Origin of the sequence: Pedobacter psychroterrae, assembly GCF_004331695.1 — a bacterium.
Lineage (GTDB): Bacteria > Bacteroidota > Bacteroidia > Sphingobacteriales > Sphingobacteriaceae > Pedobacter > Pedobacter psychroterrae.
The window spans coordinates 986741-1006700 of record NZ_SJSL01000002.1 but is presented as its reverse complement, the minus strand read 5'-3'; the positions used below and the strand labels follow the sequence as shown (position 1 = coordinate 1006700).

Below are 19960 nucleotides of genomic sequence, written 5' to 3'. Positions count from 1 at the left end.
GTGAAAAACGTTATTAAATTCGGTATACTTTGTTTGCAGTATCGTAGAACAGTTTATGAAGCTCCTCATCTGAATATTCTTCAACAGCCCTGAACAATGCCTGCCGCCATTTATTGTAAGTCCCTGCCAATAAGACTACCGGCCAGTCGCCTCCAAACATCAATCTGTTAGGTCCAAAACAGCCTATGGCGTACGTGATATATTTACGAATTTCCTGTTCTGACCAATGATCCCAATCTGCCTCTGTAATCAGTCCCGATATTTTAGCTGTTACATTAGGTAATGCGGCAAATGCATCCATGTCTTGCTTAAACTGATTATACGCATCCTGCTTTATATCAGGTTTGCCGAGATGGTCTAATATAAACTGCGTATCAGGGCAAGACTGGATCATTATTAATGTTTGAGCTATAGATGCCGGCTTAATACTCAAGTCCATACTCAGGCCATACTGGGGTAACAAACGGACAGCAGTCAGAAAATCCGGATCGGTACAGAGTTCTGGTGTATCGTCATACATTCTCCTGACTCCCCTAACTAGTGGATGCTGCTTATAGAATTCCAGTGCAGGTATAATATCAGTTCCCTTTTCCAACGCTGCATACGCTACAATCCCTTTGATCCTGGGATCTTTTAATGCTTGCTCTTCTACGAATTTAATTTCTTTTATGCTTTGTTCAGGCAAACACTCACACTGAACGAATACCATTTTAGTAATATTAAAATCTGCAGTTTCAGCTTGATAGTCTTCTATGGGAAAAGACCTGTTTATAGCGTTGACATCCAGCAGCCAAGGATAATCCATGAGTTCAACATCCCATAAATGCAAATGGGAGTCAATCATCGGAATATTTTTGATCCTAGATTTCATCTTTGGCGACTAACAATGAGTTGATAATTGCTGATCTGCTTTCCACCTTAAATTCATCGGTAACACATCCCGTAGATGCATTAGATACAGTTAGGCTATACTTATAAAGGATGCCATTTTTATATTTTGGTGCAGGTTGTATCCATTGCGATTTCCTGATGGCTATTTCTTGATAAGAAAGTCTGGCCTCAATGATATTGCTAACGGCATCTATGGAAATGATGTCTCCATCATTGAGCAGCGCAAGCAAACCGCAATCGAAAGCTTCGGGTGTAATATGACCAATTACAAACCCATGTGTACCTCCTGAGAACCTTCCGTCGGTAATAATGGCCACTGATTTGCCTAAGCCTGCACCCATTACCGCAGCGGTAAGCTTCAGCATTTCAGGCATGCCCGGACCACCTTTAGGCCCCTCGTATCTGATTACGATAACATCACCTTGTTGAACTTCGCCCAGCTTTACAGATTCTATAGCATCAGACTCAGCATTAAATACTTTGGCCGGTCCTTCAAACTTCTCCCCTTCTTTACCGGTAATTTTTGCAACAGCACCTTCAGGAGCTATATTGCCGTACATGATTCTTAGATGCCCGGATGCTTTAATTGGCTTGTCAAATGGAACCATGATGTTGTAAGATTTGTCCAGGCTTGGTATATTGGCCAGATTCTCTCCTAAAGTCTTGCCTGTTACAGTAAGGCAATCAGCATGGAGATAACCTGCTTCCAGCAATTCTTTCATTACCGCCGGAATACCGCCTGCGTTGTGAAGGTCTTCCATCATGAATTTACCACTTGGTTTAAGATCTGCAAGCAAAGGGGTAGTATCACTAATGCGTTGGAAATCGTTCAGCTGTACGTCTATGTTTACTGCCCTTGCGATCGCAATCAAGTGCAATACCGCATTGGTAGATCCTCCCAATGCCATAACCAACGTGATGGCATTTTCAAAAGATTTTTTAGTAAGAATATCCGATGGCTTGATATCCTCTTCCAAAAGATGATACAAGTACTTACCCGCAGATACACATTCATCAATTTTCTCCTGGCTAAGTGCAGGATTTGAAGCGCTGTAAGGCAGGCTTAAGCCCAATGCCTCAATCGCAGCCGACATCGTATTAGCAGTGTACATTCCTCCACAAGCTCCTGCACCCGGACAAGCGTTCAGTATGATGCCTTCGAAATCTTCACTTGTCAATTTTCCGGATATTTTCTCGCCATAAGCCTCGAGGGTTGAGAGAATGTTTATCTTTTTGTTATTGAAAGATCCGGAAGCAATTGAACCTCCATAAACCATTAAAGATGGCCTGTCTAACCTGCACATGGCCATTACGGCACCAGGCATATTTTTATCGCAACCCATCACAGGCACTACAGCATCGTACCATTGTGCACTCACAACGGTTTCTATAGAATCGGCTATAATATCTCTGGAAGGGAGCGAAAAGCGCATACCTGTGGTTCCCATAGACAATGCATCGCTGACTCCTATCGTATTAAATATCAAACCTTTCATAGCAGCTTTCTCAACACCCTTCTTGATATGGACAGCCAGCTCATTTAAATGCATATTACATGGATTTCCTTCGTAACCGGAACTGGCAATACCTACCTGAGCCTTTTTAAGGTCTTCAGGGGTAAATCCGATTCCATGAAGCATCGCTCTTGATGATGGTTGACTCTCGTCCTCCGTTAGTATCCTGCTATATCTGTTTAATATTTTGTTCATGTAGTAACTGCAATTATTTAATATTGTTCTTATCTGTATTTTATTTTTGTACTGCCGCCCTCACTGGATTCATAAGCCGCTTCTACTAATTCCATGGTCTGGTAAGCACTTTCGACTGCATTAATGAGCACCGTCTCTGAGCCTTCAGCAAAGCACAGGAGATTGGCCATTGAACCTATGAATGCATCCGGGAACCAGCTTGCGCCAAAATCTACGGACTGCCATTCCCGCTCCCCATTGTCTCCTATTATGATGTATTCAAATGTATCCGGAACACCGTGCGGATAATCAATATTTAACCCAAGTGTGGTTTTTATAGCCCCTTTGGTGCCTTCAAATTTGATGAAAGACTCCTGGTGCTTCAGCCCGAAATCATGTCCGTGATTGGTATGGACATGCGATTTGATCACATCATCATATTCCAAAATAATCATGGAACGGGTAGATGCCAACTGCATCATATGGGGATGTTTCAGTGTCTTTGCATAAATTCCTTTCGGATTGCCGAAGAAATACCTCATCAGGTCCATATAGTGGATACTGTGGTATAACATCTCCATGCGTGGTATCTTGAAAAGGAATTCCCACAAATGCCATGGATGGTAGATGTTCATTTTGATCTCTATGTCATGAAGCGATCCTAATGCCCCGCTTTCTATTAATTTTTTAGCGGCCACAACTGCCGGAATAAACCGCATCTGGAAATTAACCGCAGCGATAAAATTCTTCTTCCTGCAGATCTTTAAAATCTTGTCTGCCTCTGTAATATTTTCTCCCATCGGCTTCTGCATCATCACTACAGCACCTTCTGGGATCAGTTCCAGCACCTCTGCCAACACTGACGCAGGCACTGCAATGTCATAAACAACATTTGCCCGAGCCTCAGCTACCAATTGGGTGATCGATTCAAAGACCAGGGGTATAGCAAATTCATCTGCCAGTTTTTCTGCTTTTTCACCGGAAAGATCGTATATACCAAATACCTCCCAACCCGCTTTTCTATAAGCCGGGAGATGTGCGTCATGAACAATTCCCCCTGCACCTATAATTGCTATGGGTCTCGGCTTTGACGGCATCTGGATGTTATGTGTTAGATCTATTGAGGGTTTCATAATTATAAATTCAGGTTTCTACTATTTAGCTCAAACCTATTTTATTTATCCTTGGTACTGGTTAACTTATGTGTTAAATTCATCTATGTAACTAAATATTTATGTTTCTATAAATGTTATCCCGACATTCTGATTTTTAAATATTTACTTTTGATTATATATCAAACTTATTCCAATTTTCAGGCAAATCCCTACACGAAAAAGGTGTTTAACAATACTATTTTGACTTAATTCTTTAGTTGACAAACATTTTTTTTAAATTCAGTATAGATATGAAAGCAATTCTACAAAAGGTTCCAGAGTCTGTTGACTCTTCATTTGCAGTTCAGGAGTTCCGCTCTGCTTATTTTGATACACCATGGCATTTCCACCCGGAGTATGAACTCGTCTATATTTTAGAAAGTGAAGGGAAGCGGTTTGTCGGCGATAAAATCAGTAATTTTAAACCAGGCGACCTGGTACTTCTGGGCTCAAACCTGCCGCATTGGTATAGAAACGATGCCATTTATTATAATGACGACCCTTCTTTAAAGGCATCATCCATAGTAATCCAATTTACTACCGACTTTCTGGGAGATACTTTTTTGCTTTCGCCCGAGATGTTCGAGATTCACCAGATCCTGCAAAAAGCTCAAAAAGGCCTGGAAATAAAAGGAGGCCTATCCAATAAGGTTGCAAAGATGGTACGAGAGATCACAGATCTTAAAGGGATGGACAGACTACTCCAATTGTTGAGAATATTGAATGCGATATCCAAGTCAGATGAGTACAGGCTGCTTTCTAACAAAGGGCCTTCTATAGGAGTAAACGTAAACGATCCAAAACGGATCAATAAAATTTACGAATATGTAATGAACCATTTTACAGAACCCATTACGATCAATGAGGCTTCAGAGCTGATTCATATGTGTCCTTCCACATTTTGCAGGTATTTCAAAAAAAGAACCCGGAATACATTTACCTTCTTTCTTAATGAGATCCGAATAGGCCACGCCTGTAAATTACTGATTGAAGAAGATCTAAGTATTACAGAAATCTGTTATAAAAGCGGCTTTAACAATATTTCTTATTTTAACAGACAATTTAAGTCACGCAAAAACATGACTCCACAGGCATTCAGACAAGAATATTACAAGAAATCGAGTTATAGTGCCGCGTTATAAAAAAGACATGCTTTTCATCCAAAAGGTGCAACGACCAAACCACTCTTCAAATGAAGGAGCCGTTAGAAACCCATGTTCCCCTTTTGCATAGATGTGTAGTCCGGCAGGTATATTGTGCATTTTGAGTGCCTGATAAAACCCCAGACTGTTTGAAACCGGGACGACATGGTCTGTGCCTGCATGAACAAGAAATGCGGGGGGTGTCTGGTCTGTTACCTGAAGCTCGCCAGAGAAAAAATCTATCTTGTCCTGCAACGGTGATGCTCCAAGCAAATTATCCCTTGATCCTATGTGTCCGATTTTATTGGTGAAACTTACTACAGGATTAATCAGCAACATAAAATCAGGCCTTACACTTACATTTTCGTTGTTTTCAATCCTAACATCACTAAAATGAGTTCCCGCAGATGAGGCCAGGTGTCCACCGGCAGAAAAGCCCATGACCCCTATTTTAGCAGGGTCAATGCCCCATTTTTTACTGTTCTGTCGTACTATCTTTATCGCATGTTGGGCATCCTGCAATGGACCAATTGATTTATCCTGCATGGTAACATCGCTCGGCAACCGGTATTTTAATACAAATGCAGTCACCCCAAGTTTGGCAAATGCCCTTGCAACATCATTTCCCTCTCTTTTTGTAAGCAATACATGATAGCCGCCTCCGGGACAAATAATCACCGATGTTCCGATTGCAGTTCCTTTGGCAGGAAGAAATACGGTTAGCGTTGGAACAGACACCTTAAATGTGAGGCTATCCACCTCCGCGTTAGGAGCACTGCTTTCTTCGTTTTTAGCAATTTTGGAGTTGGGTATTTTACCTGCGTAAAGCGCGATTTCCCGTTGAGCCTTACAATATCCTCCAGATATCATTAACATAAAAAATAGAACTCTGATCATACCTGTCAATTTATGATAAACTGACTTGAAACCGAAATATTTCTAGCATCCTTTAGATAAAAGAATCCATATTTAAACCCTTCTTTTGGTTTGGTTATGGTTACTCTTGATTTTTTAGCATCAATCACTGCTGTTTCCTTCAACCACCCACGGGCAGCATTTGTGGATGTGGTATCATTTGAATAATAGAATTCCGCCTGCGACAGAGAGACCGGCGACTGATAAGTGAGTTTGATGGATGCCCCCTTCATGTTCAATTGCTTAATCCTGGTCACGGGTTTTACATCTCTCAATTCCTGTTCAAAAAAGTGTTGTATTTCATCTGGTTCCCAACCATGCGCATGGCTATGGATCATATCTGGTTTGATACAAATAGTACGTTTATCTTTGTTAACCTGCAAATAGGTTTTATGATAGGGAACTACATTATAATGCGAATCTTTGTTACCGTTTACAAAAAGAAACCTGCTCTTCGCAAATAGAAGATAAACTGAAGGATCAAAATATTGCATCCATGTTTGTTTATCAGTACCTGAAAGGACATCCAGCATTTTACCAAATGACTCAGATTCATCATAGTAGCCACATCCATATACAGGAACGGCGACTTTAAACCTGGTATCAAGACCCGCTGCTATACAGGTCAGGTAACCGCCCCAGCTAATGCCTGTTATACCTGTTTTGTCTGGATCCACTTCGGGCAAATTCAATAAGAAAGAATGTGCCAGGATAACACTGGAAATAGCATGGTATGTCCACATGTTCTTTAGATTCCCTTCCTCGATTTTCTGGAATTTATAGGAATCATCCTGATCCGGACCGGCCTGCAGCAGCTTTTTCCCTGTACCGTCGTTTCCGGACAAGTCCATTGCTATTGCCGCATATCCTTTGGCTGCCCATTTCTCTACCCATTCTTTATAGGCTTTTCCACCGCCACCATGCACCAGTACTACACCTGGAAATTTTACTTTGCCTCCTGTTTTTCCATTCAGCAGATCCGGATTGGAATAGTATGCAAATACTTGCGTAGGCTTTCCTTCATAATCCACGCTGCTATACAGCAAACTATGCACAGGATTCTTTTGGTCTGTCCATACCACCTTTGGCTTGTTGCTAACGGCTTGCAGGTCCCAAAGCAAGTTTACCTTGGCTACTGCATTATTTCTGATCAGGTACTCCTGAGATAGGGAAAAAAAGGGCAATAAGACCAACAAAATAATCAGCTTTTTCATCAATAATTAGTTACATTCAAATTCATATGTTCCGGAAGGAACGGTTAGGATTAATTTCCCATCCTGCTTTCGTACCTGCTTTATTTCCTTAGCCGCTAAAAACTTCAGGCCATTTATTGTTACCTCATCAACTGAAGAAACCTTTAGGAACACCTCAGCACTTGAATTTGCAGGAATTGTTACTTTCATTGTAAATTTCGATCCGGATTTCTTCCATGATACAGAGATGATCCCGTTAACGGATTGATAAGAACTTTTTACCCAGTCCATATCTATTCCCTGAAATTTTGGATCAATGATAAAATTCCTGTATCCCGAATCGTCCTCCTGTTGTCTGATACCTGCCAGTCCGCTATAAAACCATTCCATTAAATGTCCAAAGATCATATGATTTTGTGATAAAAAATCAGCGGTGGGGCCAGACCAGTGCTCTGCCAGTGCAGTAGCACCGTTCTTAATCTGATAGCCATAGCCTGGTACGTCGGTCCTGTTGTTCATTTGATACAACAAATCTGATGCTCCCTCCTGTGCCAGTGCCTGCACCAGAAATCTATGACCAATATCCCCCGCAGTAATTCTTTTGTCATGGACTAGAATTGAATCTTTCAGGTTTTCAAACACCTTTTCCCTATCCGCCCCGTCTTCTACCAAACCTAAATACAAAGGCATGCTATAGGAAGTCTGACTGCCAGATCCGTATACACATGTATTCTTATCAAAGAATTTGGCATTAAAAGCTTTTTTTATATCGGCTGCGAGCAAATCATATACTTTTGTGTCCTCCTTGTTTCCAAGTGTCCGGGCCATTTTTGCAAGCAACATTACATCCTGATAGTAAAATGCGGTAGCGGTCAGTGCAATTGGTGTAAGTTGTGATACACCCGGACTATTCGGGCCAATATCGAGCCAGTCGCCCAACCCATAGGTGATCACATTAGACACTGATTTACGCTGCAGATAAGACACGTATTTTTTCATCATTGGATAGGACTTTTGCAGCACATCGGTATCTCCGTACCATTTATATAAATACCAGGGTAAAATAACCGCCGCACTTCCATACCCGGGATCATCCCGAAACGGCCCGTCAAACTGCACAAATTCCGGCGCTATAGAAGGCATCATGCCGTCCGGCAGCTGCGCTTCGATCATGTCATCAACAATTTTATTGTAGAGGTGAAAAACATCATAATTGAATTTTACTGACTCTCCCATCAGGTGGGCCTGCTCCAGCCAACCCAGCTTTTCCCTGTGCGGGCAATCGGTGGAAACGCTTACAATATTGCTCCTCAGCGACCAGTCTATTAAATGATAAATCTTGTTAAAGAGCTCATTGGAAGAAGAAAAGGAGCCTGCTCCGGGCGCACTGTTACGCGTATGCAAAAGCTCCACTGAAGTTGGCTTTACGCCCTCTATCATCGCATACCTAAAACCATAATAGGTAAACTTTGGGGTCCACTCCTCTACTCCTTCTCCCTTTAGGGTATATTCAAAATAAAAATTCTCTCCCGAACTCTTCTGGGTAATGAAACCTTTATCAGTCAGTAATTCAGAAGGAGTGATCTTAATCTTATCACCACGCTTACCACTTAGCTTTATAGAGACAATGCCCGAGGCATTCTGACCAAAATCATAAATACTTTTACCAGCCTCAGGAACCGAAATTTTCTTAACGGGTATGGTATCCATAACCCGTACGGGGTATTCTATCTGGGCTGCCATTTTACCATCAGGTCCTTTCGCAACTATGGCATTCTTCCAGCTTGCATCATTAAAGCTTTTTTGGTTCCAACCTTTCTGTTCCAGTCTCGCATCATAGTCTTCTCCACCGTAAATACTTGAGTAGACTACCGGTGAGGCCATTGTTTTCCAGCTCTCATCTGTGACAACCCGAGTGCTTGTCCCATCCGTAAAGCGGATCTGCAGGATTAATCTGAACATAGGGTATCCATAGCCAGAGACTACTTTTCGATAGCGCTCTCTGTTTATGTAGAAAAATCCTCCTCCCACTATGCTGCCCAATACATTTTCTCCTTGTTGCAGCTGATTGGTTACATCATAAGTATTATACAGGCAGCGCTTTTCATAGTTCGTCCAGCCGGGAGTCAGGAAATCAGCACTCACCTTTTTACCATTCAGGTATAACTCATGCTGCCCCATTCCAGAAACAAAAACAGAGGCTTGCGCAATTGATTTCTTCAACTGGAAAGACTTTTTAAAATATGGGTTTACGGCACGCTTTAGCAATTTATTACCCAATCCATCCCCACTGCCATGGATACCTGGAATAACTTTTAAAGAATCGGGCAGGACTTCATTGGATATCCAACTGGCTTTTGCCCATTCCTGCTGGGTTAAAATACCTGTAGCAAATCCAGCCACCTCACTCCAATTGGAGGCCTTTCCCTTTGTATTCCATACACGAACACGCCAATAATACTTTTGAGCAGATTTTAATGCTGGTCCGTCGTATAATACCGAAATATTACGGTCTGTATTTCTTCTTCCAGAGTTCCACAAAACAGATTTACCATTCAAAAGACCTTGCTTTGAGGGTGATACCTGAATCTGATAAGCACCTTGCCTGACATCAGAACGGTCTGTATCAATCCACCATCCCAGCCTTGGTCTCGCAGCCTCTATACCCAGTGGATTTTTTTTGTATTCAACAGTTAAATTTACCGGCTGTAACGAGGCGAACAGATCAAAAGAGATGATCGACAAGCATAAAACCAATATACTTTTATAACGGAACCTCATAGCTGCTATTTACTCGCTACAAAAGAATAAATCCCTGAACCTGCCTGAATAACAGCATAACCATTTTCCTTTCTCTGCAAAACAACTCCTTCAACAGCTGAAATGCTTTTCCCGCTTTCGGTGATCTGTTCTCCATATTTAAGCGGCACCCAAATCTCAGCGGTGGTATTCACAGGTATCTCTACATTCAATTTAAATTGCTGATCAGTTATTACCCATGACGACCCTATTTTACCGTACGGCGATGTGTAACTTCCTTCTGCATGTTTCAAATCGCCTGCGGGCTGTGGCTTTATCACCATCTTTTTAAAACCTGGCGCAGCTGAATTGATCCCCAGCAAAGAGCGATAAAACCACTCTCCAACGGAACCAAACATCGGATGGTTTTTAGAAAAAGTATTGTCAGAAGCTGCCCAGGTTTCCCATACAGTAGTAGCTCCGTTAGCGATCATGTAACCCCATCCGGGAAAATCGCGCTGGTTGGCAATGCGATAAGCCATCTCGTTATTCGCTGATTTTCTCAATACATCAAACAGCATTTTTGTACCGAAAATACCTGTCGATAAATGCCAGTTTTTCTTCTCGAATTCAGCGACAAGTGCGGCTATCACCTTACTTTGTGTACCCTCCTTTTCGATGTTCGACCATAGTGCGAAGATCTGGGTAGTTTGTGAGCCTTTTTCAAACTTTCCGCTGCCTGCATCATAGTACTTATTCACAATTGCCTTCTGTATTGTTTCTGCAAGCGCTGCATACCTGGTTTCATCATCCCGCTTTTCAAGTATCCCCGCAAATTCGTTCATCATCCTGGCATGCAGGTAATAAAATATAGAAGCTGTCAAAGGTATAGACCGGTCATCCAGCGACTCGTGATCACCCAAATCCGTAGTAAACAGGTTATCTTTGGTACTTGATTCCAGAAATTTTATATGTTTGGTCAAAGCGGAGTAGTTTTCTTCTATGAGCCGCTTATCGCCATAAAAATCATGTATTTTTTTTATCAGGTAGGGAAATCCAACCTGAAAACCCAGCGGGCCTGATTTATCACCCGGGCCGGCATCTGCGATACCAACAAAAGGTACTGTCTCTGTTATCCCGCCCAGCGGCTGCTGGTCATCGGTAAAATCCTTGACGATTTTACGATAAAATCCCGCCATATCATAGTGGTACATAAAAGATTCGGTAGTGCAGAAAAGATCTCCTCCGTAACCCAGTTTTTCCCGTCCCGGACAGTCCGACTGCACACTGAAGGCATTGCTTAGAAAAGTGAATTTTATATTGGTGTCCAGCTTATTAAACATGTCATTTGAAGAAGAAAAAGTTCCGCTTTCCTGAAGGTCAGCGCTCATCCTCAGCCCTTCTATGTCAGACAAACCTGGCTTACCCGGCCAGCCGGTCACCTCCATAAATCTGAATCCATGAAATGTGAATTTGGCCGACCACTCTTCTATTCCTGAGCCTTTAAGTATATAACTATCTTCCTGCCAGGCTATATGCGGGGCACCTGGCCCTCCATTTCCTCCTTTGATCTGTCCGGCCACCGCAGTCATCACATTCAAACTTCCATCTGCATATTTATCCTCACCATACCTCACCTTAACTTCTGTTCCAGCAGGCCCTTTTACACGGAAGCGTGCTACACCGGCAAAATTCTGACCCATATCAAAAATAAATACCCCAGGCTTAATTTCATTTACTGAAATTGGCTTAATGATCTTCGTAACCCTGATTGGTGGCTGCATCTGCGGAGACAATGTGCCTTTTGGTCCCTCTACTGCAACTGCATTTTTCCAATCTGAAGTATTCGCCTTAATGGTGTTCCAATTTTCCTTTTCTGCCCTTGCATCATGATGCTCACCCAGGAAGATGCTGTTTCTGATGATCGGCCCGCTTGTTGTCTGCCAGCTCTCATCTGTAGGAACTACCGAAGTTGATCCATCTGTATATTGAATCCTGATCATTGCTTTTACACAAGGTTTGCCTGAAACCAATGCATCACGCATATTAATTCCGCCCCAAAATCGCAAAGGAAGCGGATTGTACCATCCATTCCCAAGCATGATTCCCGCCGCATTCAATCCTTTTTTCATGTGAGGAGTAATGTCATATACACAATAAAGTACTTGCTTGCTGTAAGAGGTCCAGCCCGGGTCAAGGACATGATCCCCCACCTTTTTACCATTTACAAAAGCCTCGTAATAACCCAATCCGCTTATGTACAGTCTGGCAGAAGCTATATTTTTTTCTGCATTAATTGTTTTACGCAGCAACGGCATGGGGTCATTTTTATAGAAATCCTCATCTTTTTCGAATTGCTTACTACCATCCCCTATCCATTTTCCCTGCCAGTCTGAAGCATTCAACATAGCCGTTTCAAACCACTGCAGCTCACTCCAGCCTAATGATGCTCCGTTAGTACTGTAAACTTTTACACGCCAGTAATAACGGGTAAATGGCTTAAGCGGACTGCCATCATAAGCCACATGGACACTCTGGGATGAAGCAACTTTGCCCGTATTCCAGGTGGTCCCTTTCATGCGCTTTATGTCCGTTAAATTATCACTAACGATCAGTTCATAAGCCGTCTGTTGCTGATTACGAATGCTGCTCAATAGTGTCCAGCTCAATCTGGGTTTTAAGACCTCAATACCCAGCGGGTTTACCATATATTCGCAGGTCAGCCTGTCTGTTTTTAATCCCGTCTTACCGGCCGCATGCAGAGAACCTAATTGAAGCAGCATTAAGATGGCTAATGCAAAACTTATTTTTTTAAATAATACCATGGAGAATGAAACTAAAATAGATTAAAATGAACGAAGAACAATGTATGGGCATGATACAGTCGTTAAATAAACTGGTCCGCGGGTATAGCCTCCAGGATAAAAACACTCGTATGGCGCACTAAAATTACTACCTTTTCTAAAATCGTTTTCCCTGAGCTCATCGACATACTCTTTTATAAGCTTCGTCGCCGATTCTTTATTGACTTTGGCAATAGCATTGGCTACCCATCCGGTTGGCGTACCCCAGTAAGCACCATTTTGATAGGTGTTTTTTGCTGCAATGCCCGTTTGCCAGGCAGTAGTCTGATCAAAATCCTCACCATGGATAATATGCCTGATACTGCCTTTATGGGCCAGTTTACCGTTTTTATAAGTCTCATCAAGGTGTCTGGCTGCTTTTAGTGTATTTTCGCCGTCGAGAACATTCAGATAAATGGCAAATGCGGTAGCCCATACATCCGGTTGTCCGCTCCTTGCATTGGAGGCCAGTAACATTCCGTTTTTATCCAGAAACATGGGTAATGCAGTTTTGATCTTTACTGCGATGTCTTTATACTGCGCAGCTTTGCTTTTATTTTTCAGTTTGGTAAATATCGCTGAAAGCTGATTTGCAGCCCTGTATTTCAGGATAGAAGTATAGCTCAGGTCACCCGTGATGGCAATGGCATCTCTAAAACCAAAATCTACCCCCCTGAAAGCATCAGTTGTATAAACAATCTCATTATCACTTCTTGCCGGCAATGTCTTGAAAGCGATTTCCAGCCGGTCTATTAAACGAATTCCGTTGATCTCTTTTGACAATACTGCCCACTCTCCGGTTTGCTTAATGTAAAAATCAGCCATATGAATAAAGTAAAATTGGTCACAATAGGCGGGAAAAGTCCCGAATTCATTGGTACCCTGACCTTCGTAATCATAAGTACCCGGAAAATAAATCGGCTTTGAATCGTCCACCCTGATGTGATCAGCTATAGAACCAAATGGCACCATACTTCCACCTTTGGTGATCCAGGTCTGGTCACACTGAGTCGATGCGGTAAGCATCAGCATGTGTTGTTGCTCAGCTTTGCTGATAAAACCCGTTTCAAGCGACATCGCATAATCCCTGATCCAGAATGATGGATAGGTATCCCTTCCCCCCGGCCTGACAAGGGTCTCCCCTGTATTGTTCTTGCCAAAAGGAGCCGGAAGTTCCTGGCCTGGTTTGATTCTTGAGGCGTCCAATACTGCTTTGGTAATCCCTTCCAGGAACACAAAGTCTTCTTTTGAAATGATCCCGGACTTCTGTTGCGCAAATACACAGGTCGTGAGTAAAATATTCAGTAAAATTAATAATCTGAGTCTTAACATGGTTTTTAGCTATTTGGTGTTATCCAAAAGTATCTGAAATGTTCATCAAATCCCTATACTACGTAATGATTTACCAATACTATATTGACTTACTGACTTGAAAACGTATGCATTTTGCAGATTGCAAACGTTTGTGTGATATTGGCACAGTTCCAGGGCTGGGTTATCTTAATACATTTTATAACTTTATTCGGTCCTGCTAAAAATCTACTGTCATAGATTTTTAAGCAAATAAATTAAAACACATATGATGAACCCCTTTTGCAATTCAAAATCTCAAAACATAGTATTAGTTGCGTTGATTTTTACCTTACTGATGTCCTATACAACAGCAAGGTCAATACAAATACCCACTGTAGCGCAACAGACAACACAACAAGATCAGAAAGTAATCAGTGCAAAGATGACGGGGCCAACAGTAATTGAGGTTTTGCTTTCTAACAATCAACGATTAACAGTAGACTTTTATAGCGATCAAATATTCAGGCTTTTTCAGGATAACTCCGCTGGGGTTATCAGAGATCCGGAAGCTAAACCAGCAGCTAAAATCCTGGTAGAAAATCCGAGAAAAGCAGTTACGAAACTGAACCTCAGCGACGAGGCAAATCTCATCATTATATCAACTGATAAGATCATCATTCAGATAGATAAGAATACTACCTTATTTAAAATTATTAATATCGCCACTAAAGCTGTCATTATGGAGGAGGCAACTCCAATCAAGTTTGAGAAAGAAGCAGTAACCATCACATTGAAAGAAAATCCACAAGAATATTTCTATGGCGGTGGCGTGCAGAACGGACGTTTCTCTCACAAAGGAAAATCGATTTCCATAGAGAACCAAAACAGCTGGACTGATGGCGGTGTAGCCTCTCCTACGCCCTACTACTGGTCGTCTAATGGCTATGGTATCCTATGGCACACTTTCAAAAAAGGAAAGTATGACTTTGGGGCAAAGGAAAAAGGATTGGTAAAATTATCGCATGAAACAGATTACCTTGATGTCTTCTTTATGGTTGGCAATGGCGCTCCGGCTCTTTTGAATGACTTCTATCAACTGACCGGAAATCCTGTATTGCTCCCTAAGTTTGGCTTTTATCAGGGCCATTTAAATGCTTACAACCGGGATTTTTGGGTAGCGGATGAAAAGGGGACCTTGTTTGAAGATGGTAAACGTTATAAAGAAAGCCAAAAGGAAAATGGGGGTACTAAAGAATCACTGAACGGTGAAAAAAATAATTATCAGTTCTCCGCCCGCGCCGTGATAGACCGGTATAAAAAAAACGACATGCCATTTGGATGGCTGCTTCCGAATGATGGCTATGGCGCAGGCTACGGACAAACTGAAACGTTAGACGGGAATATTCAAAATCTAAAAAGCCTGGGCGTTTATGCCAGGAAAAATGGTGTGGAAATTGGACTGTGGACACAGTCTGACCTGCATCCAAAACCAGGCATCAGCGCATTACTGCAACGGGATATCTTGAAAGAAGTAAAAGACGCCGGCGTTCGCGTACTGAAAACGGATGTGGCATGGGTAGGTGCAGGCTATTCATTCGGACTTAACGGGGTAACCGATGTGGCCAAAATCATGTCCGACTATGGAAACAATAGCCGGCCTTTCATCATTTCACTCGATGGCTGGGCCGGTACACAACGGCATGCAAGTATCTGGTCGGGCGACCAGACCGGAGGCGTTTGGGAGTATATTCGTTTTCATATTCCAACATACCTTGGTTCCGGTTTATCCGGACAGCCTAATATTACTTCGGATATGGATGGCATCTTTGGTGGTAAAAACAATGAAATAAACATACGTGATTTTCAATGGAAAACCTTTACTCCGATGCAATTGAACATGGACGGATGGGGATCTAACGAAAAATATCCTCATGCCCTTGGTGAACCTGTCGCCTCTATTAACCGAAATTATCTGAAGCTTAAATCTGAACTGACTCCGTACACATACAGCATTGCAAGAGAGGCAGTAACAGGCTTGCCAATGATCAGGGCAATGTTCCTGGAATATCCAAACGCCTATACCATGGGTACGGCTACCCAATATCAGTTCTTGTACGGGCCAAATTTCTTAGTAGCGCCAGTCTATCAGGCTACACAATCAGATAGCAATGGCAATGATATCCGTAATGGAATTTACCTGCCGGAGGGAACCTGGATTGACTATTTTACCGGTGAAAAATATTCCGGAAACAGCATCCTGAACAATTTTGATGCACCTATATGGAAATTGCCGGTATTCGTTAAGAATGGAGCGATTATTCCTTTGACCAACCCGAACAATAACGTACTCGAAATAAATAAAGCACTTCGCATCTATGAAATCTATCCCTTTGGAAAAAGCTCATTTACTGAATATGATGATGATGGAACAACAGAACAATACAAGTCAGGAAAAGGTGCCTCCAGTTTAATAGAATCAGCAATTGATAAAAAGAATGCTGTTACTGTAACTATCCATCCTACGAAGGGAGATTTTGATGGCTTTGTAAAAGAAAAGGCTACTGAACTTAGAATAAATGTGACCGAAAAACCTACAAAGGTGGCTGCCAGAGTAGGAAAAAACAAAGTAAAACTTACTGAGGTAAATTCGATGGCCGAATTTGTGAAAAGAGAAAATGTGTATTTCTACGATGCCACACCTAACTTAAACAAGTTCGCCACCAAAGGAAGTGAATTTGAAAAAGTTGTACTGGTTAAAAATCCTCAGCTCTTGATAAAGTTGGGTGCAACTGACATTACCTTAAATCCCGTTATAGTCACAATAGAAGGCTTCAAATATGAGCCTGCAGATAAACAGCGTATTTCATCAGGAAAATTAACCGCGCCGGTCCATGCAGAGGTTGCAGATGAAAATACTGGGGCATATACGTTGATGCCTACATGGTCGAAACTCAATCATGCTGATTTTTACGAAATAGAATTTAATGATATGCTTTACACCACCATCAAAGACACAACCCTGTTATTTGACGGATTGAATGCAGAAACACCTTATTCACTTAAACTGCGTGCGGTAAACAAGGACGGTTATTCTGACTGGACAATATTTAAAGCAATTACTAAATCCAATCCATTGGAATTTGCCATTAAGGGAATCTTTGCCGAAACAACGGTAGAAAATCAGGGTGGATCTGGTATCGGCAGATTGTTTGATTTTGATGAAGGAAACATGTGGCATACCAAATGGGGTGTTAATGCCATTCCTTTTGATATAATTATTGACCTGAAATCAATCAATCAGCTGGATAAATTCCATTACCTGCCACGTACAGGACGTGGAAACGGGATCATATTGAAAGGTAAAGTGTTCTATAGTGACAACAAAGAAAACTGGACAGCAGCAGGTACTTTTGAATGGGCCAACAGCGACGAGGTTAAAATATTCAATTTCTCAGGTCATCCTTCTGCCCGTTATGTCAAAATTGCCATTGCTGATGGTGTAGGAGGTTTTGGATCAGGGCGTGAGCTGTATGTGTTCAAAGTTCCGGGAACAGAAAGTTTTGTTCCCGGCGACATCAACAATGACCGTTTGATAGACAGGAATGATTTGACATCCTATACCAACTATACCGGACTGCGAAAAGGTGATGCCGACTTTGAAGGCTATATCAGCAAGGGCGACATCAATAAAAATAACCTGATCGATGCTTACGACATTTCTGTGGTGGCTACTCAGCTTGAAGGCGGGGTAGATAATAGAAAAATGGATAAGGTAGCTGGTAAGCTTCAGATAAGTACCTCAAAACAAAATTACAACAAGGATGAGATCATCGAGGTTAAAGTAAAAGGCTTAAACCTCAGCGCTGTAAATGCATTAAGTTTTGCCTTGCCATATAACCCACAGGATTACGAATTTACAGGTGTACAGACCGTTGGCACTAAGCAAATGGACAACCTGACTTATGACAGGCTGCATACGAATGGCACCAAAGCCCTGTATGCTACCTTTGTAAACATTGGAAACAAAGCGTCGTTAAATGGCGGCTCTGAACTGTTTATATTGAAGCTGAAGGCAAAACGGAAACTGAAATTCGATCTTCAGCTCCTTGACGGTTATTTAATTGACAAGCAGCTACATTCAGTTCGCTTCTAGCAATACTTTAGTTTTTAAAAGGATATCTTGTCAGACTTACGTTGCCCACTGCGCTTTTTTCATAAAGCGCAATGCAAGCGGTGTTGTATGACGGGTTGAAATTTACTTTTCCAGGGAATAGCTTTACCGGCCTGGCCGATCCTTCCATAAAAAAGTAAATCTTAGTAGTACCTCCTTTATGATGAGGCTTATAATTGCCATAGGTTTCCAGGTCCTTCCATATAGAATCTTTGACAGTGGCAATAAAAACATATTGCACAGGGCCGGTATTGTTTTCATTTCTGTATTTGCCAACCTCTGTAATTCCTGCCTTCAGGTCATCCGCCGATGGCTGAAAAAAGGTGCCCTTCAACATCCAGATTATCAACCCAAAGGTTAGTACACCAATAAAAACCTTAATCCCCTTATTTTTCATAAAAAGACAAAGCTACATTAAATTTCTTACTCAACTATTCCTTAACTTTTGCGAAAATACTGCCATATCACCTTGTCCTGCCTGTGATGATGTTTACGTACTTCTGTTGTTTGTTAAATCTTCCTTCTTTTTCGTTTTGGTAATCAGGTAATACACTGGAATTCCCGCCAGTGTGATCAATAGTCCCGGCCAGGTAAACTTAGGTTTATAAATAATTAGCAGGATACAAAATGCCAGTCCCATAATGATGTAAAGGATCGGCAGTACCGGATAGCCGAACGCTTTATAGGGACGGTCTACATCGGGCCGGGATTTCCGCAGGATAAAAATCCCCGCAATGGTGAGTATATAAAACATGACCACGACAAAAGAGATCATATCGAGCAGATCTCCATACTTCCCACTTAAGCACCACAGGGAGGCGAAAATGCATTGGATCCACAATCCGAATCCTGGTACGGCATGTTTATTTAGCGTACTGACCTTACTGAAAAACAGTCCATCTCTGGCCATAGAGTAATAAACTCTGGCTCCGGCCATGATCAGGCCATTGTTGCAACCAAAAGTAGAAACCATAATCATGAGGGCGATGACTATGGTACCTGAGGGGCCAAAAATGACATGGGAGGCTGTTACCGCTACACGCTGCTTTTCCGCATGGGCGATATCCTGCAGGGAGAGCACGCTGGTATACATGATGTTGGTAAGGATATAGAGTATGGTGACGATGATTGTTCCCAGCGCAAGGCTCAGCCCCACATTACGCTTCGGGTTCTTGATTTCACCGGCTACAAAGGTCACGTTGTGCCAGGAATCACTGCTAAAGATGGAACCTACCATTGCCGCTGCGATGGCGCCCAATGCAGCTATGAACGTATAATGAAAGGAATCTGAACCCGACGGCCCAGTAATGGGTTTCAGGTCCCATGCATTTGTCCAGTTGCTATTCCAGATATCCTTATCCAGGTAAATCAGACCAAAGACAATCAGGCCGAACAGACTGAGCAATTTTGCTAGCGTAAAAACAGTTTGAATGGCCTTACCGCTTTTTACTCCCCTGCTGTTGATATAAGTAAGGAGTACGATGACCAGGATCGCAAGCAGCTGCGCAGGGGAGATCTTGAAAAAACCCAGGTCGATCGCCACTAAGTCTTCACTGAACTGCGGTATCAGGTAAGCGGTAAATTTGGCAAAGGCAACACCTACTGCAGCAATGGTCGCAGTCTGGATTACGGTAAAAAAACTCCATCCATACAAAAAGCTGACCAGCGGATTGTAGGCTTCTTTCAGGTATACGTACTGCCCGCCAGCTTTAGGAAACATCGAACTCAGCTCTCCATAGCTCAGCGCAGCAGTGAGTGTCATAAATCCGGTAATCAACCACACCATGATCAGCCAGCCAGCACTTCCCACATAACTGGTTATATCCGCACTCACAATAAATATCCCCGACCCGATCATACTCCCTGCCACCAGCATAGTTGCGTCAATTAGTCGTAATGAAGGCTTAAATTCCGTAGGCTCTGATTTCATA

General features: G+C 42.3%; 12 protein-coding genes. 2 read left to right on the top strand and 10 right to left on the bottom strand.

The window, feature by feature from the left end; translation table 11 throughout:
* Positions 1-13 precede the first annotated feature (13 nt).
* From EZ437_RS12690 to EZ437_RS12680, 3 genes are read right to left on the bottom strand one after another with little or no spacing between them, the layout of a single operon-like run.
* Complete coding sequence (locus EZ437_RS12690; RefSeq protein WP_131596381.1) at positions 14-871, bottom strand: amidohydrolase family protein; 858 nt, start codon at positions 869-871, stop codon at positions 14-16.
* Entirely contained in the window at positions 861-2600 is a 1740-nt protein-coding gene (gene ilvD, locus EZ437_RS12685; RefSeq protein WP_131596380.1) for a dihydroxy-acid dehydratase, read from the bottom strand. The genes EZ437_RS12690 and ilvD overlap by 11 nt, the downstream gene beginning before the upstream one ends.
* A gap of 29 nt (positions 2601-2629) precedes the next feature.
* Positions 2630-3712: a Gfo/Idh/MocA family protein gene (locus tag EZ437_RS12680; protein ID WP_131596379.1), complete on the bottom strand. Its 1083-nt coding sequence runs from the start codon at positions 3710-3712 to the stop codon at positions 2630-2632.
* 272 nt (positions 3713-3984) lie between these two features.
* Here EZ437_RS12680 and EZ437_RS12675 point away from each other — a divergent pair, with 272 nt between their 5' ends.
* Positions 3985-4875 (top strand): AraC family transcriptional regulator, encoded by an 891-nt coding sequence (locus tag EZ437_RS12675; protein WP_131596378.1) that lies wholly within the window; start codon positions 3985-3987, stop codon positions 4873-4875.
* On the opposite strand, the gene EZ437_RS12670 is transcribed toward EZ437_RS12675, so the two are convergent.
* From EZ437_RS12670 to EZ437_RS12650, 5 genes are all read right to left on the bottom strand, one after another.
* Positions 4870-5772: an alpha/beta hydrolase gene (locus EZ437_RS12670; protein ID WP_131596377.1), complete on the bottom strand. Its 903-nt coding sequence runs from the start codon at positions 5770-5772 to the stop codon at positions 4870-4872. The genes EZ437_RS12675 and EZ437_RS12670 overlap by 6 nt on opposite strands.
* A 5-nt stretch (positions 5773-5777) precedes the next feature.
* Positions 5778-7004, bottom strand: a complete 1227-nt coding sequence (locus tag EZ437_RS12665; RefSeq protein ID WP_131596376.1) for an alpha/beta hydrolase family protein — start codon at positions 7002-7004, stop codon at positions 5778-5780.
* 6 nt (positions 7005-7010) lie between these two features.
* Positions 7011-9764 (bottom strand): alpha-L-rhamnosidase, encoded by a 2754-nt coding sequence (locus EZ437_RS12660; RefSeq protein WP_131596375.1) that lies wholly within the window; start codon positions 9762-9764, stop codon positions 7011-7013.
* A gap of 5 nt (positions 9765-9769) precedes the next feature.
* Entirely contained in the window at positions 9770-12505 is a 2736-nt protein-coding gene (locus tag EZ437_RS12655; RefSeq protein ID WP_131596374.1) for a family 78 glycoside hydrolase catalytic domain, read from the bottom strand.
* 63 nt (positions 12506-12568) lie between these two features.
* Positions 12569-13897: a hypothetical protein gene (locus tag EZ437_RS12650; protein WP_131596373.1), complete on the bottom strand. Its 1329-nt coding sequence runs from the start codon at positions 13895-13897 to the stop codon at positions 12569-12571.
* 316 nt (positions 13898-14213) lie between these two features.
* On the opposite strand from EZ437_RS12650, the gene EZ437_RS12645 reads away from it, so the two are divergent.
* Positions 14214-18011, top strand: a complete 3798-nt coding sequence (locus tag EZ437_RS12645; RefSeq protein ID WP_205942695.1) for a TIM-barrel domain-containing protein — start codon at positions 14214-14216, stop codon at positions 18009-18011.
* A gap of 7 nt (positions 18012-18018) precedes the next feature.
* Here EZ437_RS12645 and EZ437_RS12640 read toward each other — a convergent pair whose 3' ends face one another.
* Both EZ437_RS12640 and EZ437_RS12635 read right to left on the bottom strand, forming a co-directional pair.
* Complete coding sequence (locus tag EZ437_RS12640; RefSeq protein ID WP_131596371.1) at positions 18019-18426, bottom strand: hypothetical protein; 408 nt, start codon at positions 18424-18426, stop codon at positions 18019-18021.
* Positions 18427-18519: 93 nt separating this feature from the next.
* A complete protein-coding gene (locus EZ437_RS12635; protein WP_131596370.1) occupies positions 18520-19959 on the bottom strand; it encodes an APC family permease in 1440 nt (479 codons plus the stop codon).
* Between the last annotated feature and the right edge of the window lies 1 nt (position 19960).

What these genes read in the sequence shown, in the direction of transcription:
- EZ437_RS12650 (WP_131596373.1), bottom strand. Translation starts at nt 13,897, where the DNA reads ATGTTAAGACTCAGATTATTAATTTTACTGAATATTTTACTCACGACC.
- EZ437_RS12665 (WP_131596376.1), bottom strand. Translation starts at nt 7,004, where the DNA reads ATGAAAAAGCTGATTATTTTGTTGGTCTTATTGCCCTTTTTTTCCCTA.
- EZ437_RS12655 (WP_131596374.1), bottom strand. Translation starts at nt 12,505, where the DNA reads ATGCTGCTTCAATTAGGTTCTCTGCATGCGGCCGGTAAGACGGGATTA.
- EZ437_RS12675 (WP_131596378.1), top strand. Translation starts at nt 3,985, where the DNA reads ATGAAAGCAATTCTACAAAAGGTTCCAGAGTCTGTTGACTCTTCATTT.
- EZ437_RS12635 (WP_131596370.1), bottom strand. Translation starts at nt 19,959, where the DNA reads ATGAAATCAGAGCCTACGGAATTTAAGCCTTCATTACGACTAATTGAC.
- EZ437_RS12645 (WP_205942695.1), top strand. Translation starts at nt 14,214, where the DNA reads ATGTCCTATACAACAGCAAGGTCAATACAAATACCCACTGTAGCGCAA.
- EZ437_RS12640 (WP_131596371.1), bottom strand. Translation starts at nt 18,426, where the DNA reads ATGAAAAATAAGGGGATTAAGGTTTTTATTGGTGTACTAACCTTTGGG.
- EZ437_RS12670 (WP_131596377.1), bottom strand. Translation starts at nt 5,772, where the DNA reads ATGATCAGAGTTCTATTTTTTATGTTAATGATATCTGGAGGATATTGT.
- EZ437_RS12660 (WP_131596375.1), bottom strand. Translation starts at nt 9,764, where the DNA reads ATGAGGTTCCGTTATAAAAGTATATTGGTTTTATGCTTGTCGATCATC.
- ilvD (WP_131596380.1), bottom strand. Translation starts at nt 2,600, where the DNA reads ATGAACAAAATATTAAACAGATATAGCAGGATACTAACGGAGGACGAG.
- EZ437_RS12680 (WP_131596379.1), bottom strand. Translation starts at nt 3,712, where the DNA reads ATGAAACCCTCAATAGATCTAACACATAACATCCAGATGCCGTCAAAG.
- EZ437_RS12690 (WP_131596381.1), bottom strand. Translation starts at nt 871, where the DNA reads ATGAAATCTAGGATCAAAAATATTCCGATGATTGACTCCCATTTGCAT.